General features: G+C 43.2%; 14 protein-coding genes and 2 tRNA genes. All 16 read left to right on the top strand.

The annotated features are described in order from the left end of the window. Positions 1 to 81: 81 nt before the first annotated feature. Positions 82 to 3,630 (top strand): transcription-repair coupling factor, encoded by a 3,549-nt coding sequence (gene mfd, locus BT147_RS07460; protein ID WP_177239729.1) that lies wholly within the window; start codon positions 82 to 84, stop codon positions 3,628 to 3,630. Beyond that, positions 3,608 to 4,573, top strand: a complete 966-nt coding sequence (locus tag BT147_RS07455) for a peptidylprolyl isomerase (protein WP_072333019.1) — start codon at positions 3,608 to 3,610, stop codon at positions 4,571 to 4,573. Before mfd ends, BT147_RS07455 begins: the two co-directional genes overlap by 23 nt. A gap of 238 nt (positions 4,574 to 4,811) precedes the next feature. Next, positions 4,812 to 5,354, top strand: coding sequence for a stage V sporulation protein T (spoVT, locus tag BT147_RS07450; protein ID WP_072333016.1), 543 nt, complete (start codon positions 4,812 to 4,814; stop codon positions 5,352 to 5,354). Positions 5,355 to 5,441: 87 nt separating this feature from the next. Beyond that, positions 5,442 to 7,043 (top strand): putative polysaccharide biosynthesis protein, encoded by a 1,602-nt coding sequence (locus tag BT147_RS07445; protein ID WP_177239727.1) that lies wholly within the window; start codon positions 5,442 to 5,444, stop codon positions 7,041 to 7,043. A gap of 15 nt (positions 7,044 to 7,058) precedes the next feature. Beyond that, on the top strand, positions 7,059 to 8,522 hold the full coding sequence (gene yabN / locus BT147_RS07440; RefSeq protein WP_072333010.1) for a bifunctional methyltransferase/pyrophosphohydrolase YabN: 1,464 nt from the start codon (positions 7,059 to 7,061) through the stop codon (positions 8,520 to 8,522). Positions 8,523 to 8,629: 107 nt separating this feature from the next. Continuing rightward, positions 8,630 to 8,926, top strand: a complete 297-nt coding sequence (locus BT147_RS07435; RefSeq protein WP_072333006.1) for an RNA-binding S4 domain-containing protein — start codon at positions 8,630 to 8,632, stop codon at positions 8,924 to 8,926. A 46-nt stretch (positions 8,927 to 8,972) separates the two neighbouring features. Continuing rightward, positions 8,973 to 9,257: a sporulation protein YabP gene (yabP, locus tag BT147_RS07430; protein ID WP_072333003.1), complete on the top strand. Its 285-nt coding sequence runs from the start codon at positions 8,973 to 8,975 to the stop codon at positions 9,255 to 9,257. Continuing rightward, complete coding sequence (yabQ, locus tag BT147_RS07425) at positions 9,254 to 9,835, top strand: spore cortex biosynthesis protein YabQ (protein ID WP_072333000.1); 582 nt, start codon at positions 9,254 to 9,256, stop codon at positions 9,833 to 9,835. Before yabP ends, yabQ begins: the two co-directional genes overlap by 4 nt. Next, the gene (locus BT147_RS07420; protein WP_072332997.1) at positions 9,832 to 10,218 is read left to right on the top strand and encodes an FtsB family cell division protein; all 387 of its coding nucleotides are present in this window, start codon (positions 9,832 to 9,834) and stop codon (positions 10,216 to 10,218) included. Before yabQ ends, BT147_RS07420 begins: the two co-directional genes overlap by 4 nt. A 136-nt stretch (positions 10,219 to 10,354) precedes the next feature. Continuing rightward, a tRNA-Met gene (locus BT147_RS07415) sits at positions 10,355 to 10,429 on the top strand. Positions 10,430 to 10,434: 5 nt separating this feature from the next. Then, positions 10,435 to 10,511, top strand: a tRNA-Met gene (locus tag BT147_RS07410). A 107-nt stretch (positions 10,512 to 10,618) separates the two neighbouring features. Then, entirely contained in the window at positions 10,619 to 11,131 is a 513-nt protein-coding gene (locus BT147_RS07405) for a ribonuclease FAU-1 family protein (protein ID WP_072332994.1), read from the top strand. Positions 11,132 to 11,437: 306 nt separating this feature from the next. Continuing rightward, entirely contained in the window at positions 11,438 to 13,900 is a 2,463-nt protein-coding gene (spoIIE, locus tag BT147_RS07400; RefSeq protein WP_072332991.1) for a stage II sporulation protein E, read from the top strand. Positions 13,901 to 14,028: 128 nt separating this feature from the next. Further along, on the top strand, positions 14,029 to 15,456 hold the full coding sequence (gene tilS / locus BT147_RS07395) for a tRNA lysidine(34) synthetase TilS (protein ID WP_072332988.1): 1,428 nt from the start codon (positions 14,029 to 14,031) through the stop codon (positions 15,454 to 15,456). Positions 15,457 to 15,501: 45 nt separating this feature from the next. Continuing rightward, complete coding sequence (gene hpt / locus BT147_RS07390) at positions 15,502 to 16,041, top strand: hypoxanthine phosphoribosyltransferase (protein WP_072332985.1); 540 nt, start codon at positions 15,502 to 15,504, stop codon at positions 16,039 to 16,041. Positions 16,042 to 16,122: 81 nt separating this feature from the next. Beyond that, positions 16,123 to 18,135: an ATP-dependent zinc metalloprotease FtsH gene (gene ftsH, locus BT147_RS07385; RefSeq protein WP_072332982.1), complete on the top strand. Its 2,013-nt coding sequence runs from the start codon at positions 16,123 to 16,125 to the stop codon at positions 18,133 to 18,135. Positions 18,136 to 18,186 lie beyond the last annotated feature (51 nt).

The following is an 18,186-nucleotide window of genomic DNA, read 5'->3' as shown; positions in this document are numbered from 1 at the left end:
ATAAATCCAAAAAAATAGCCTTGGCGATTGTAAGCTGAGGCTTCTTTTTTCTAGATTCGATGGAATATGAGGAGGAACACTGTGGGACCGCTCGTCTATCTGATGGAACAAGATCGAGATTTCCAGTCAACCGTAGCTGGACTGGAACAGGGCTTTAGAGAACAGCTGGTAACTGGATTAACGGGAACGGCACGTTGTGTATACATAGCGGCGCTCTACCAAAAGACGAAACGTCCGCTTCTTTTGGTTGCGCATAATTTGAATCAAGCGCAAAAAATGGTGGAAGACCTTCAAGAGCTACTACCAAAAGATGAAGTTCTCTTGTATCCAGCAAATGAATTGGTGACAACGGAAATTGCGTTGGCAAGTCATGATACACTGCCTGAACGGATTGATGTATTATCAAAACTTTCGAAAAGGTTTCGCGGAGTATTAGTGGTTCCTTTCTCGGGACTTCGGAAATTATTCCCCTCGAAAAAGCTTTTTGAAAGAAGTCATATCGAGATAGGAGTGGGGGCAAATTTGCCGATCGATCCGTTAGTGGAGCGATTGGTGAATTTAGGTTATGAACGCGTTGAGTTGGTAGAAAAGCGTGGGGAATTTAGTGTTCGTGGTGGAATTGTGGATATCTATCCTGTACCTTTTGTAGATCCCGTTCGGATCGAGTGGTTTGATGATGAAGTGGACTCGATCCGTACGTTTCATGTAAGCTCACAACGATCTGTTGATAAGGTAAATGCGATTACGGTTCCTCCTGCCCGTGAGCTCTTTGCTAGCCAAGATATATTGAAGCAGTCCGCTGAACGAGTAGAAGAGATATTACAAGCGCGATTGAAAAAAGTTCAAGATGAAACGTTACGTGAGAAATTGAAGGAGCAGATCGGTTGGGATGTAGAACAACTTCGTCAAGGGATGATGGTGACGGGGATTTATAAGTATATTTCGCAGATATACCCAGACTACCATAGTTTAATCGATTATATGCCTGCGGATACATGTATTGTTTTAGATGAACCGATGAGGATTGGCGAAAGCGCTCGTCAGATGGAGCGTGAAGAAGGAGAATGGCAAACGGCTTTACTGCAACAAGGAGAGTTTCTGCCACAGTTAAAAGTTTCGCTTTCATTTGAAGAAGTGGTTTCGCATACGAAGCATTCCAGAGTGTATCTCTCTCTATTTATGAGGCAGATTCCAAGTGCACAACCTCAAAACATCGTCCAATTTCTTTGTAAAGGGATGCAACAATTCCATGGTCAGATGCATGTTTTGAAGGCAGAATGGGACCGGTTTGTCAAAGCGAATTATCGAGTCATTTTTACTGCAAGTAGTGGAGAGCGTCTTGATCGATTGGAACGAGTTCTCTCTGATTATGGAATGGATGTGCACCGGGATAATTCAGAACAACCCCCTTTGCCAGGTAAGCCGGTTGTTCGTTTGCATGCCCTCCAAAGCGGGTTTGAACTGGGTTCGATGCGAGTTGTCGTGATTACAGAGAGTGAAGTGTTTACTCAAAAACAACGGCGTCCTCGTCGATCGACTAAGCTGGATCATGCTGAAAAAATTAAGGATTATCAGGATTTAAAGCCTGGTGATTATGTTGTACATGTTAATCACGGTATCGGTCGCTATATAGGGATTGAAACGCTAAATGTGGGCGGACTTCATAAAGATTATCTCCATATTCAATACGCGAGTAATGATAAGCTCTATGTACCTGTTGAACAGATTGATTTAGTTCAAAAGTATGTAGGTGCAGAAGAAAAAGCACCTAAGGTATATAGCTTAGGTGGTAGTGAATGGAGCAAGGTAAAGAATAAAGTTCGTACGTCTGTGCAAGATATCGCGCAGGATTTAATCGAGTTATATGCTCAACGTCAAGAAGCAAAAGGATATTCTTTTCCTAAAGACTCATCGTTACAACGGGATTTTGAAGCGATGTTCCCTTATGAAGAGACGCCTGACCAACTGCGCTCCATCGAAGAGATTAAAAAGGATATGCAAAGCAGTCAATCAATGGATCGGCTTTTGTGTGGGGATGTGGGTTATGGGAAGACAGAAGTGGCAGTGCGGGCGGCTTTTAAGGCGGCAATGGATGGGAAACAGGTGGCTTTACTTGTTCCGACGACGATTTTGGCACAACAACACTATGAAACGTTTCGAGAGCGATTTGCTGATTTCCCCGTGCAAGTTCGTGTGATGAGTCGTTTTCGTTCACGGAAGGAACAGAAAGAGACATTGGACGGTTTGAAAAATGGAATCGTCGACATCGTCATTGGAACGCATCGACTACTCTCTAAAGAGATTCAGTACAAAGATCTCGGACTTCTTATTATTGATGAAGAACAACGATTCGGTGTTAAACACAAGGAAAAGATTAAGCAACTTAAACATAATATTGATGTCTTAACCCTTACAGCTACCCCGATTCCTCGTACACTCCATATGGCGATGATGGGGGTAAGGGATCTCTCTGTGATTGAAACTCCGCCAGAGAACCGGTTTCCTGTGCAGACCTATGTATTGGAGTATTCAGGTGCCTTAGTACGGGAAGCGATTGAGCGTGAGATGGCGCGCGATGGACAGGTGTATTTCTTATATAATCAAGTTCACAATATCGACCAGATGGCTGAACAGATTCGCATGTTAGTGCCAGAAGCACGAGTGGCGATCGCTCATGGCCAGATGAATGAAAATGAGCTAGAAAAAACGATGCTTGACTTCCTAGATGGTGAGTACGATGTCTTGGTGAGCACGACTATTATTGAGACAGGAGTCGATATTCCAAATGTGAATACGCTTATCATTCATGATGCAGATAAGATGGGGCTATCGCAGTTGTACCAGTTACGTGGGCGTGTGGGTCGTTCCAATCGGATTGCGTATGCCTATTTCACGTACCAGAGGGATAAAATTTTGTCGGAAACCGCTGAAAAACGTCTACAAGCGATTAAAGAGTTTACAGAGCTTGGGTCTGGATTTAAGATTGCGATGCGAGATCTTTCGATTCGTGGTGCAGGGAATTTGCTCGGGGCTGAACAGCACGGACACATTGCTACGGTTGGTTTTGAACTGTATAGCCAGATGCTAAAAGAAGCTGTCGCTGAAATTCAAGGGAAGACTCCGGTTGAAGAAAAAGAGATTCAAATAGAGATGAGTGTAGATGCGTATCTGCCTTCCGATTACATTCGGGATGAGAAACAAAAAATTGAGTTATATAAAAAGATCCGTGCTGTTACAGAACGGGTCGCAGTGGTAGAGTTAGAAGAGGAGATGGAAGATCGCTTTGGTGATTTGCCTGAACCTGTACAAAACCTGCTTAAAGTGGCCAAAATCCGCGCTTATGCGATTCAGTATGGGATGGAGAGCATCGAGCAAAAAGGTACAGAAATCACCTTGCGATTACGGGAAGCAGAGAATCAACGAATCGATGGACAAAAGTTATTTAAGATCGCCCAAAACTTTCCAGGTAGAATTCGGCTTGCGGCAGGGCAAAAGATTGGGATAACATTTAAGATGGCAGGTCTGTCTACTCGTGCCGTTCTAGAAATGATTGAACAGTTTCTGATACAATATGAGACAGTACCTAAAATGAGAGGGGCCGAATCGAATGTCACAGTTCCGAAAGCGTAGATGGATTGCAGGAATGATCGCTCTTGCACTTGTTTTATCATCTTTAGCAGCAGCGTGTACGTCTAAAAAAGAAACGGAAAAGAAACCGGATGCAACGGGGCAAGAACAGAAACTTCCAGAGTTTAAACCTTTTGATACCAAGAGTCCCAAGATTCTTGCTGAGTACGAAGGTGGGAAAGTGGTAGAAGGAAAGTTTCATGCTTTCCTAAACGTGATTGCTTTTGTGCAACCTCAAAGCGTTCAGGGATTGGCTGATCCGAAAGCAAAGGAAGAGATGCTGAAGGACTATGCAGCCCTGCAATTTATATCTGAGAAAGATCCAAACAAAAAAAGCGAGTTTGTGAAGAAAGCAGAAGAAGATTTTAAGAAAGATGAAGAAAACTACGTAAAGATGTATCAACAATTTGGTAGTAAAGCAAAAACATTCGATGAAGTCCTAAAAGAACGAGGAACCACGCGTGATGATTTAAAAGAAGTCTTTGGATTAAGTAGACAACGTGCGGAGTTTATCTATGAAAACTACGACTATGAGGATGCTAAATTAAATCATATCTTGATTGGTCTCGAGCTTCCAGAAGGTAAGAAAAGAACGGATGAAGAAGCGAAGAAACGTGCTTTAGAAGTAAAGCAGAAGCTAGAAAAAGGTGGAGATTTTAAAGCGCTTGCTAAGGAATACTCCGACGATCCAGGATCGAAGGAAAATGCAGGTGCCTATGAAGGATCTCCGGCTCAATTTGTACCCGAGTTTAAAAAGGCAGTCGAAACGCTCCCGTTAAACAAGATTAGTGATCCAGTCAAAACAGACTACGGCTATCATGTGATAAAAGTAACAGAGCGTTCTACCAAGAAGCTGAAAGATGTTAAGGATGAACAACAACGTTCTCAGTACGCCCAGCCAGCTATGGATAAGTTCATGAAAGACTTTAAGGTAAAAATTTTATAACGGATCTGCGCAAATAGAGAAAAAAATGTCCGTTTCACAGCCTTTGTGCAGATAAAAGGAAACGCCTCTAGATACTTGATTCTAGGAGGCGTTTTTCTGTTTATACAGAATCACTTTTTTGGTATTTATACATTGAACCTTTTGGAATAAATAATGGAAAGCAGTCTCATACTATGGTCGTAAGATGGTAAGTCAAGGAATGATTGAATCTTTATAGGAAAGAGAGGCAATATTTTCTATGAAAGCAACCGGCATCGTTCGCCGGATCGATGATCTCGGGCGTGTGGTTATTCCCAAGGAAATACGCCGTACCCTTCGAATCCGTGAAGGAGATCCTTTGGAAATATTCGTCGATCGTGATGGAGAGGTAATTTTAAAAAAATACTCACCCATCGGTGAACTTAGTAACTTTGCACAAGAGTATACAGAAGCTTTGTATGAAAACTTGCAACATACTACGCTTATCTGTGATCGAGATAATGTGATTGCAGTAGCGGGAGCATCCAAAAAAGAATATTTGGAGAAGCCTATAGGTGAAATAGTGGAGTTAGCGATGGAACACCGCCGCCCTCAATCAGATACTTCACAAAGTACAGCCGAAATTTTAAAAGGGAGTCCCGAAGAATATCAATCTTATATTATCGTCCCTATTATTGCAGGTGGTGATCCCATTGGAGCCGTGATTCTAATCTCCAAGAAGGATGGTACAAGGATTGGTGATATGGAAGCGAAATTAGCAGGTACTGCCGCATCATTTCTTGGGAAGCAAATGGAACAATAGGATTGGAGAAACGCCCTTATCTAAACGGATAGGGTGTTTTTTTGTGTATAATGGAGGGCATGTACAAGGAAAGGCGGAGCGGAGATTGTGGAGAAGTCATTTATCAAAGGAGCTACGATTCTAGGATTAGCGGGGCTTGCTTGTAAGATATTAGGGGCTATATATCGGATTCCGTATCAAAACATTACAGGTAACGAAGGCATGTACGTGTACCAGCAAGTGTATCCGTTATTTAGCACTTTGATTATATTGGCGACTGCTGGATTTCCGCTTGCGATCTCGAAGGTGGTATCAGAGCGGGTTGCGGTAGGGGACGAAGCAGGTGCTAAGCAAGTATATTATGTATCGTCCATTGGTTTGCTCATAACAGGTGTGTTCTTTTTTTCCCTTTTATTTTTTGGGGCGCCTTGGTTTGCACAGTGGATGGGGAATGAAGCAATGCTGACTCTGCCGATCGAAACGGTTTCGTTTGCATTGTTGATAATCCCTGTAATGGCTGCGGCAAGAGGGTATTTTCAAGGTTATCAAGATATGATGCCAACAGCTATCTCACAAGTGATTGAGCAATTTGTGCGTGTTTTTACGATTTTGATTCTTTCTTACCTGATGATTGAGCTAGGGTATGGTCCTGTTTATGCAGGAGCTGGTGCTGTGTTTGGTTCTTTTACGGGTGCAGTAGCAGGTTTTATTGTCCTTTTGGTCTATATGAAAAAGAAGGGGATTGAACGGACAGCGGGAGTAGGCGTTAAAATGAGATCGCTCGCAAAAGGAAAGCGTGAGGTGTTAAGAGAGGTTTTTCTGATTGCGTTTCCGATTTGTCTGGGATCATTGGTGTTACCGCTATATCAATTAGTGGATTCCTTTACAGTGGCTAACATTTTGGAACAAGAGAAGGGGGAAGCCTTTGCGATTGCTCAGAAAGGGATTTACGATCGTGGACAACCTCTCATTCAATTCGCTTCTTTTTTCGCGGCTGCTATTTCATTATCGCTTGTGCCATCGATAGCGAATCTGAGGGCACGCGGTGAGGAGAAGAAGGCGGAGAAACGGGCTCGCTTAGCACTACGGGTTACGTGGTTGTTAGGATTACCTGCTTCTATCGGATTGTTCATTATAGCAGAGCCGGTAAATGTGATGCTATTTGAGGATTCCGCGGGCTCTACTGCCCTTGCGATACTAGCTTTTTCTGCCTTTTTCTCTACATTAGGGGTTACATCAGTTGGGATCCTTCAGGGTTTCGGTAAGCTGTACCTACCCGTTCTTTTCTTATTTTTTGGTTCGATTTTGAAGATCGGATTGAATTATAGTTTGATTCCTCAAATGGGGATCGAAGGGGCAGCTTGCGCTTCGGTGCTGGCTTATGCGCTTTCTACTTATTTGACTCTACGAGCCTGCCTGCAGCAGTTTGCTGGTAAAATGGGTAACAAAGGAACTCAGATTTGGAACAGTGTGCTCACGATTCTCCTCTTAGTTGTCAGCACGAAGGGAGTCCTCGAGATCCTGCGCTGGGGATTTGGTGAGGCTCATAGCCGTATGAGCATGACGATTATCTCCTTGGTTACTGTAATAGTAGGTGTCTTAGTCTATATCTTTGCGCTGTTTCGTTTTCATCTGATTCCAGATGAGGACTTGGAACAACTTCCAAAACTGCAATCAATGGTTCATAAATTTCGTTGGCTGAGAAGATAAAAGGTGGTGTGGGTGATGAAACAAACAATTACAATCGTAGGTTTAGGATTTGGGGATGAAACGAGCTTAAACCTCGGGACATGGAATTTATTACAGAATGCTCCTGTGATTTGGCTCCGAACCGAAAAACATCCAGTGGTGGACTGGATGAAGAACCAAGGAGTTCCCTTTCATTCGTTTGATAGGGTGTATGAAGAGCATCATCAATTTGACAAAGTGTATGAAGAAATCGCATTCCAATTACTCGGATTAGCGAAAGAGCATCAGCAAGTGGTGTATGCCGTTCCGGGGCATCCGATGGTTGCGGAGCGTACGGTTCAGATCTTGTTAAAAGAGCAAACGGAGTCAGAAATGGAAGTCGAAATCATAGGTGGCGGGAGCTTCTTAGATGCCGCTTTTGCAAGGCTACAAATTGACCCGATCGAAGGATTTCAAATGGTGGACGGTAATGATTTGCAAGCACCTCAATTGAATCCGCGTATGCATATCTTGATTGGACAAGTATATGACCGATTGATTGCTTCTGATGTGAAGTTAAGTCTTATGGAGGTGTATCCAGCAGATTACAATGTTATAATCGGTACTGCTCTAGGGATTCCGAGTTTAGAAAAGATCGTGGAAGTTCCTCTTTATGAATTAGACCATGCGGATCTGTTTACGGATTTATCAACGGTATATGTACCGCCTGTACTTCAAGAGAGTTCGTTATACAGACAGTTTGATTATTTGGTGGAAGTGATTGAAACGTTGCGTGGCCCTGATGGCTGCCCTTGGGATCGTAAACAGACACATGAGAGTTTACGCCCTTATTTGGTTGAGGAAGCATATGAAGCGATTGAAGCGATTAATAATGGAGATGAGGATTCATTAGCGGATGAGCTAGGGGATGTCTTGCTTCAGGTACTCCTTCATGCCCAAATCGGACGAGATGAAGGAACGTTTGACATTCGTGATGTGATTGAGAATCTAACAGAAAAAATGATTCGACGGCATCCACATGTTTTTGGAGAAACGGAAGTAACGGATTCGGATCAAGTGATTTCGAACTGGCAGGAGATTAAAAAGCAGGAACGCGGGGAATATGGACAAGAAGATGAGTCTATCTTGTCAGGAGTCCCAAAAGAGTATCCAACCCTTTTAAAGTCATTTGAGATGCAGAAAAAAGCGGCTAAGATCGGTTTTGATTGGGATTCCGTCGAAGGTGTTTTAGCAAAAGTGCGTGAGGAATTGGCAGAGGTGGCACAAGCACAGAATCAGGTTGAGCGGGAAGAAGAATTGGGAGATTTGTTATTTGCAATCGGCTCGCTGGCGAGATGGTTGAAAGTTGATCCAGAACAAGCACTGATTCGCGCGAATCAAAAATTCCTGTATCGGTTTTCTTATTTGGAAGAAAAAGCAAATGAGTTAGGGAAGTCTATTCAAGAGATATCGATGGAACAGCTGGATTCCTGGTGGGATGAGGCGAAAAATGTTAGATGATCGATCACTATACCAAACGCATGTTTGGCAGGATTTTAAGTGGGTAAACAGAAAAACTCTGTTATCCCTTTGCACATGCGAAAGACGAACATAGGGGAGACATATAGATGCGTTTAGATAAGTTTTTAAAAGTATCTCGTTTGGTTAAGAGAAGAACATTAGCCAAAGAGGTATGCGATCAAGGACGGGTGAAAGTAAACGGAAAAGTGGTGAAAGCAGGGACGGTAGTGGCTGTAGGGGATGAAATATCTATTCGTTTTGGCCAAAAAGTCGTGACAGCAAATGTACTGCGCTTGCTTGACCATGTGAGGAAAGAAGAAGCAGATACCATGTATGAGATCGCCAAAGAAGAACAAGTAACTGATTCCAGCAGGGTTGATACTGAAGGAGAAGACGAGTTCTAATCTTGTCCTCCCCCCCATAATATGTACCATAAAGGGGGCGTGTTAGATGGAGGAACGAAGACAGCGACCTCATGAAATTATCTGTAAGAATCGAAACATGCTTGAAGTGAGCGGAGTAGTGGGTGTAGAAAGCTTTGATAGCGAGGAATTTTTGCTGGGGACGGATTGCGGTTACTTGGGAATCCGAGGGCGTGAACTTCATATCAAAAACCTAGACCTCATGTCTGGAATAGTAGTGATTGAAGGGCAGTTTGATGATATTAGTTATCTAGATGCTAGTGCGCTCCCGTCCGAACGGCAAAAAAACTTGTTAGGCAGGTTATTTAAGTGACACTACATACTCAGTATCTGACCATGCTTCTCATGCTAGGTTCTGGCTTTTGTTTAGGTGTTATCTTAGATACCTATCGGGTATTGAAAGGACGTTTCCACATACGTGGTTGGGCAGTGTCGCTGATTGACTTGCTTTATTGGTTTGTTTGTAGTGGTCTAGTCTTTAGTGTACTCTTCTGGAGTAATTGGGGAGAACTTCGCTTCTACATTTTTCTGGCCATTATATTGGGAGTATTTCTCTATTATCAATGGTTGAGCAAATTCACGACACGTCTGATTGAGATATGTATTCGTGTGATAGAATGGATTATTCAATTCCATATCAAAGCCGTCCAGGTGATTGTGATTCGTCCTATTCTGTTTACGATCGGGCTCATCCGTAAACTTCTTTTGTTCATACTTCAACTTTTTTGGAAGATGCTCCAGTTTTCCCTTCGACCCCTTCTATGGTTATGTAGTCCCATTACGAATCGAATCGAACCTCGTGTACGTCCGTATATGAATCGAGGAGTCCTTCTAGGGAAGAAATGGATAGAAAAATGGAGACAGCGTAAGAAAAAGGATGATTCAGAATGACTAAACATCGTAATAATTCGAAGGTACTTACCTTTCGTCAACCAACAACCGATACACAAGATCTAGATTTCGCAACTCCGGCACATTCTCCCATTCGGAAACTTCATCCAAAAGCAAAACGGCGCCGGCTCATCTGGCTAGTAAGTGCGATCTTATTTTTTATTTGGTTTGGAGTACAGCTTGTGATTCAACAGATGAAAATTTGGGATCGTGAAGATATATTGGCAAAGAAGTCCCAAGAGTTAGAGAAACTTAGACAGGAATCCCAGCGATTGGATCAGGATTTGCAAAGGCTAGAGGACCCAAAATATCTACTAGAGCAAGCACATCGTTTAGGCTACGGTAAGAAGAACGAACAGAATTTTGAACTGGAATCCGAATAGATCGTGATCAACTCCCGCCCAATGGGAGTTTTATTTTACCTAAGGAATCCCCCAGCGAAAAAGTTTAGATAAACAGTTGACAATGGTGCTTTATATGTAATAGAATTAAGCATGTTGTTAGAAGATATAATAATGTCGCGGGGTGGAGCAGTGGTAGCTCGTCGGGCTCATAACCCGAAGGTCACAGGTTCGAGTCCTGTCCCCGCAACCAAATATGGCGGTGTAGCTCAGCTGGCTAGAGCGTACGGTTCATACCCGTGAGGTCAGGGGTTCGAGCCCCTTCGCCGCTACCAAATGGCAAGAGAGGAGAAGGCGGGAAGCTCCCTGAAAAGGGAACGGATTCCGCCTTTTTTTCATGGCTTTAAAAAACGAAATGATTTCATGTGGATGTAAAATACATATGAAGGAAGTAGGAGTTCGTGTGGATGTCATAATTAAAAAAATTAAGTTTACCACCATTAACAAGACATACACCGAACTAGTCCGTGACTGGCGCGGAAGGTATTGTTTTGCAACACAGTATGCAAACCCAGATGGAAAACGAATTTTCCTCACTTACTACTTTGTTCGCAAAGGATATACGATTTCAAAAGTTTTTCATCGGAATGGGGAGTTTCTTTACTATTATTGCGATGTGATGCAAATGCACCAGACAGGGCGATTACGTTACGTTATGGTTGACCTTTTATTTGACCTAATCGTACATCCGGATGGCCATTATGATTTGATTGATATTGATGAATTTGCGGATTCCCTAGAAAAAGGACATTTGAAGAAACGCCAACAGGTTCATGCACTGCGAACATTGGATCAAATGATTCGATTACAGACAGAGGGTAAACTGATTCCTTCGTTTATCCAAGATGCGAAGATGTTCCCAGTGCCCCCGGTGCCGAATAAAAGACGTGTGTAGATGAAACTCGACAAATCTTCTGTTGTGGAAGGCGAGTAATAAGAAGATTTGTCGGTCGAACCGCGATATCTTCTGGATTTGACAAGATGTGACGATAAAACCCTAGCTTGTACACCCGATGTACAGGTTAGGGTTTCTTTCTTTTTGACATACATTTCCCGTCAAGAGCTTGACATCTCTGATACGGCTCTTTGGCAGAGTGTGTCGAGAATTTTTTTCTTGACGAGGTGTGATTTTGACAAACTTATCTGATTTCCCCTGCTTATAATGAGTGACACAAACTGTTTAACGGGGGTGCAAAGCCAAATGATGGAAATAGTAACACGTGTCAAACATTTTTGGAAGTCGCCGATGAAAAAGGTAAAAAGCGGATCGCATCGAGTTCATAAGAGGCTCATCTCATGGAATGTACCGATTATGGTGATGGGCTTTTTGCTTGGTAGGGCGTTAATTTTAGAATCTGTTTCCCCATTTGCTTTGGCGTATCTAGCGGTGATGCTTTTTCTCAGTAGGAAGCAATGGCCAGTTGTGATGGCATCTCTCATTGTGGGAGCCACAACGATTTCGATGATTCATGCGGGTAAGATTACAGCCTATCTTGTTTTATTGCTAGGTGTATATAAGTTGTTTCAATCGTTTGGCAAGGCGACGTTGTACTCAGCTCCCTTGATTGTGTTAACCAGTAGCATGCTCGGAAATATGGCGACCATCTGGTATTTTGATACCTTTACCAGTTATCAGTATTTATTAGCTGGGGTAGACGTTCTGATCAGCTTTATTCTTACTTTTATTTTTGTTCAGGCACTCCCTGTCTTCACCGCAAAGCGGAATAAAACTGGTCTCAAGCACGAGGAAATGGTCTGCTTAGTGATCCTATTAGGTTCCGTAATGACAGGGACCTTAGGCTGGGCGATCGCGGATTTAGAGATCGTAAATATTGTTTCACGATACTTGATTCTTGTTCTCGCAATCGTCGGAGGAGCGATGCTGGGTTCGTCGATGGGGGTTGTGACGGGACTGATTCTCCATCTCTCGAATCCAAAATCGGTTCTGCAGATTAGTTTATTAGCATTTGCGGGCTTATTGGCTGGACTGTTTAAAGAGGGGAAGAGGCTAGGGGTTGCGATCGGTTTTCTACTCGGTACGACTATTTTAAGTTTGTACGGTGCTCCCCCTCCGAACCTGTGGCTATCGATGCAAGAAACCCTGCTAGCGTTACTACTCTTTTTCTTAACACCGGATAGTTTATTCCACAAAGTAGCTAAGTTTGTTCCAGGTACGTGGGAGAATCAGATGGAACAACAGGACTACATTAGGCGCCTGCGTGATGTGACAGCGGCTAAAGTGGAGCATTTTACGAATCTATTTTATGAGTTAGCAAGTAGTTTTCGGGAAGATATGACCAAGCAGAGGCGAGAAGATGAGGATCAAGTTCATCAATTTGTGACGACCACGATGGAACATAGCTGTATGGGGTGCGCCCAATTTCAGCAATGCTGGGAAGGCAATATCATGAAAACCTATCAAGGAATGACGAGTCTGATGACAGTCGTTGAACAGGTAGGGGCACGGAATCATGTACCGATCCCACAAGCTTGGGATGAATATTGTATCAGGCCAGAGCAGGTTGTTCGTAGCTTTCAGGATCAGTATGCGCACTATGAACACACACTGTATTGGCGAGATAAAATTAAAGATACTCGGAGATTAGTGGGAGATCAATTGACGGGTATGGCGGAAGTAATGGACAAGCTGGCGACAGAGATTCGTATCGAGACACAAGTGATGCATGCTCAAGAAGAACAGATCCATGCGGCTCTGGATGAGTTAGGGATACAGTTTCAGCGGGTAGAAATTTTAAATCTAGCGGAAGGGAAGGTAGAAATAGAAGTCTTCCTTCCACACCAAGATTCGTTTGATGAATGTAAAAAACTAATTGCCCCTCTGTTGACTGAAGTGTTAGGGGAGCCGATCAGCGTATATCGTAAAGTGATACAGGACGGTACACAAGGAGCGATTATTACCCTTGGATCTGCACAGCGCTTTGAGTTGAAATCAGGTGTAGCCAACGCAGCCAAGGGAGGAGCGATGGTATCCGGTGATAGTTACTGTTACATGAACTTGGGGACGGGCCGGTTTGCAGTGGCGTTAAGTGATGGCATGGGGAATGGTCAAAGAGCACAAGAGGAGAGCAATGCGGCGTTAAAGTTACTACGCCGTCTGCTCCAAGCGGGCATGAATGAAGAGAGAGCTGTAGAGACAATCAATTCGATTCTAAGTTTGCGAACATCTGATGAGGTGTTTGCTACGATTGATTTGGCAATGATCGATCTAAACTCGGCAAAAGGTCGATTTATGAAGATCGGTTCAACCCCTGGGTTTATCAAACGAGGGAAAAAGGTTCTAAAACTTTCTGCTTCTAATCCGCCGATTGGGATTTTGAAGGAGATTGATGTAGAGCCGATTGAAACACAGTTACAAGCAGGTGATCTGATTGTGATGATGACAGATGGAATCTATGATGCGGCACATAATATGGTGAATAAGGATGCGTTTATCACCAAGATCATTAATGAAATCGATACCAAAGATCCACAGGACTTTGCCGATTGTCTTCTAGAAAAGATTGTCCGGTATCGCCAAGGAGAGATTCCTGATGATATGACGGTTCTAGTATCCAAAGTAGAGAAGCACACAACCGAGTGGTCGACAATTCGCTTATCGAATGTGAGACCGATCGAGCGCCCGCAGGAAGTGCCGAACACCTAGAGGATTTGCTTCCTTTTGAGAAAAGACATAACATCAGTAGTATAAGTGAGAGTCCCTAGAGTGATCTAGGGGCTTTTGGACTGTTTTATCTCTAAAATTTGATTGTGGAACGGGAGGTGTCGTTGGCAATGTTGAGAGAAGTGGTTGATCGTGTCATGCAACAGGAATTAAGGATTCCAGAACATGCCTCCATTTTAGTGGCAGTATCCGGAGGGCCTGATTCAATCGCATTGCTACATATTTTGAAAGACCTCTCAAAGGAGTACAAGTGGAAGATAGGCGTGATTCATGTAAATCACCAGTTACGCGGAGAAGAAAGCTTGTTCGATGAGCAGTATGTAAAAGAGATTTGTTCCCAATTAGGGGTTCCGTGTTGGATTGAGCGGGTAGATGTGAGGAGAGCTGTGCGCCAAGAAGGTGGAAATAAACAAGATATCGCCAGAACTCTTCGGTACGAGGCGTTTGCTAAGGTAGCAAAGCGGGAATCATTTGGCTATGTTGCTTTGGGGCACCATCAAGATGATCAAGCGGAGACGATTTTAATGAGATTGATTCGCGGAACTCATTCCACTGGCTTGATTGGAATTCCGATTCGGAGGGAGTGGGAGAATCTGGAGCTGATTCGCCCCTTCTTATCCAGCTCCAGAGAGATGATTGTTACATACTGTAAGCATCATCATCTCATGCCTAGAACGGATCAAAGTAATCTCTCAAAGGAATATACACGTAACTTCTTACGTCTGGAAATTTTCCCAGAGTTAGAAAAGATGAATCCTAAGGTAAAAGAAACCATTTCGCAGTTAGGTGCTCGTATGCTTGAAGAGGAAGAAGTTTGGAAAGAATGGGAGGATAAGGCATTAGAGGAGATTTCGTTGTCACAAGATCATAGGCAAGTGTCATGGTCTCGTAAGAGGTTTCTGGATCTTTCTATTGCTTTACAGCGTAGAGTAGTTAAACTAATATTAAGTAGTCTGGAATGGTTGACAGATGTAGAAATTACATATTCTCGTATTGAACAGATTCGTCATTGGATTTCGTCACCTGGTCCTAGTGGTGAAATCCATTTGGAGAAAGGGATAGTGGTACGGAAAAGCTATGAGATCGTCACAATTCTGAAACAATCCAGCAAGGACGAAGTAACTACACTGACATGGGAAGAATTAAAATTGAATATACCAGGAAAGACGGAGTATCATCCATCTCTTGGTGCAATAGAAGCTTGTTTGTTTGATCAGCCTCAGTCCGAGGAATGGTTCTGTTCGTCACCATCTGTGGTTTTTGATTATGAACAAGTACCTACTAGTTCGTTTCTTGCTCGCCCTCGAAAAGCGGGCGATCGAATGAGTTGTTTCGGCCTTCAGGGTACAAAAAAGGTAAAAGACCTCATGATCGAGAAACAAATCCCTAGGCATTTGAGGGATCTAATCCCTGTTGTTCACATAGATGACCAAGTCCTATGGATTCCGGGTGTGAGAAGATCTGCCATTGCTCCTGTTACAAATCAGACGAGTTACTATTTGTATTTACGATGGCATTCTTATAAAATGTTAGAATGATTTTGCTGGGTATACATAAATTATTGTTTTCGAGGGGGGCCATTCATGCATCAAGATGTGAAAGAAGTATTGATTTCAGAGGAGAAGATCCAATCCAAAGTAAAGGAATTAGGAAAGCTTTTATCGGACGAATATGCTAATACACTTCCGCTTTGTGTGGGCATATTAAAAGGGGCAGCTCCTTTTATGGCAGATTTAACTCGTGCGATAAGTATTCCGCTTGAGATGGATTTCATGGCAGTTTCGAGCTATGGAGCGTCTACTAAATCTTCAGGAGTGGTACGAATCCTGAAAGATCTGGACTCTTCAGTAGAAGGAAGAGACGTCTTGATTATGGAAGATATTATTGATACAGGCCTAACATTAAGCTATCTAATCGAACTGTTAAAAGGGCGGAATGCAAAGTCAGTAAAAGTGGTTACGTTACTGAATAAACCAGCTCGGCGCAAAGTAGATCTGGTTCCTGATTATTGTGGATATGAGATTCCTGACGAGTTCGTCATCGGGTATGGCCTAGATTATCGTGAGATTTATCGTAATCTACCGTACATCGGTATTCTGAAGGAAGAAGTATATTCTTCTTAGTTTGATCTTTTTTGACCAACTATTGTTTCGTTTAGAATGGCTATGGTAAAATGAAAAAAGTGGATCGAGAGGAGGCCAGGGATGAAAAACTTCTTCCTTAGGAATGGAATACTATATGCAATCCTCATCCTTGTGACCATTGGGGTCGTAAATTTGGTGGCTAACTCTGGGAATGACCTAGAGCAGCTTAACACCACTCAGTTTAAACAAAAAATAGAGCAGAAGCAGATTATCGATGCAAAACTTCTGCCTGAGGGATTTACTTACCGCATTGATGGTAAGATGAAAGACCCAAAAGATCCAAAGAAAACGAAGATGTATTCAACTCAGACTCCTATGATGGAGAGTGACATCGTTAAGTTACTGGAAACGAATCAGATATCGTATACGACAAGTCCTCCAAAGCAAGAGTCAATCTGGGTTACTGCGCTTTCTACGATTATTCCTTTAGTCATTGTTCTCTTACTGTTTTTCTTCTTACTGAACAACGCCCAAGGTGGCGGCAATCGAGTTATGAACTTTGGTAAGAGTAAAGCTAGATTATATAACGATGAGAAGAAGCGTGTCACATTTCAAGATGTGGCAGGTGCTGATGAGGAAAAGCAAGAACTTGTGGAGATTGTTGACTTCCTCAAAGATAATCGTCGTTTTGTCGCTATGGGTGCACGGATACCGAAGGGCGTACTTCTTGTAGGGCCTCCAGGAACAGGGAAAACCCTCCTTGCACGCGCAGTGGCTGGGGAAGCGAAAGTACCGTTCTTCTCCATTAGTGGTTCGGACTTTGTGGAGATGTTTGTAGGTGTGGGTGCTTCACGTGTTCGTGATTTATTCGAGCAAGCGAAGAAAAATGCGCCTTGTATTATCTTCATTGACGAGATCGATGCTGTAGGTCGTCAACGTGGAGCCGGCTTAGGTGGCGGTCATGACGAGCGTGAGCAGACATTGAACCAATTGCTCGTTGAGATGGATGGATTTGATGGCAATTCTGGAATCATCATGATAGCAGCGACGAACCGTCCTGATATCTTGGATCCTGCTTTGTTACGGCCGGGCCGTTTTGACCGACAAATCCTTGTAAGTCGTCCAGATGTCAAAGGTCGTGAAGCGATTCTAAAGGTGCATGCTCGTAACAAACCAATGGCGGAGAGCGTAAAATTGAAAGTGATTGCTCAGCGCACAACAGGCTTCTCTGGTGCAGATTTAGAAAACTTGTTAAACGAAGCGGCACTTCTTGCGGCTCGTGAAAATAAGAAAAAAATTACCATGGACGAAGTAGACGAAGCCGTTGACCGTGTGATTGCAGGTCCTGCTAAGAAGAGTCGTGTGGTTAGCGAGAAAGAACGTAAAATTGTTGCATACCATGAAGCAGGTCATGCCATTGTCGGATATTACGTACCAAATGCCGATATTGTTCACAAAGTAACGATTGTACCGCGTGGGCAAGCGGGTGGATATGTGATGTCTTTACCAAAAGAGGATCGCTATCTTGCTACTAAAGGCGAACTCCTTGATCGTGTGACAGGGATCTTGGGCGGTCGTGTGGCAGAAGAGATTATCTTTGGTGAAGTTAGCACAGGTGCTAGCAATGACTTCGAGAAAGCAACGGCAATTGTGCGGTCGATGATTACGGAGTACGGTATGAGTGATCGCCTAGCTACCATGCAATTCGGTCGTTCTCAAGGGCAGGTGTTCCTAGGTCGCGATATTGGTCATGAGCAGAATTACAGTGATCAAGTGGCGTATGAAATTGACTCAGAGATGCAGGAACTCATTCGTACATGTTATAAGCGTGCGATGGATATTTTACATGAACGTAAAGATCAGTTAGAGCTCCTAGCCCAAACACTATTGTCTAGAGAAACGCTGGATGAAGAGCAAATCAAGCAATTACTCGATACAGGTAAGATTGACGATAAGCCTGTAGACGATAATGTAAAAGTGAATATCCAAGGGAAAGATGAGATGGATGTAGAACCTTCGGTTGAGGAAAAAGCCGACGAATCTACAGAAGTTCCAGAAACTCCTCATGACTTGGATGATGTGAAGCCAACTGATGTAGATCAAAAAGATGAGAAGAAAGACGATCCAAAATAAAAAAGGGGGCGAGTGATTCGCCTCTTTTTTTTTATACGAGAGTAAGAGAAA

It is taken from the genome of Thermoactinomyces sp. DSM 45891 (assembly GCF_900119485.1).
Taxonomy (GTDB): Bacteria; Bacillota; Bacilli; order Thermoactinomycetales; family Thermoactinomycetaceae; genus Baia.
The sequence above is the reverse complement of the archived record's forward strand: the minus strand, read 5'-3'. Positions and strand labels throughout refer to the sequence as shown.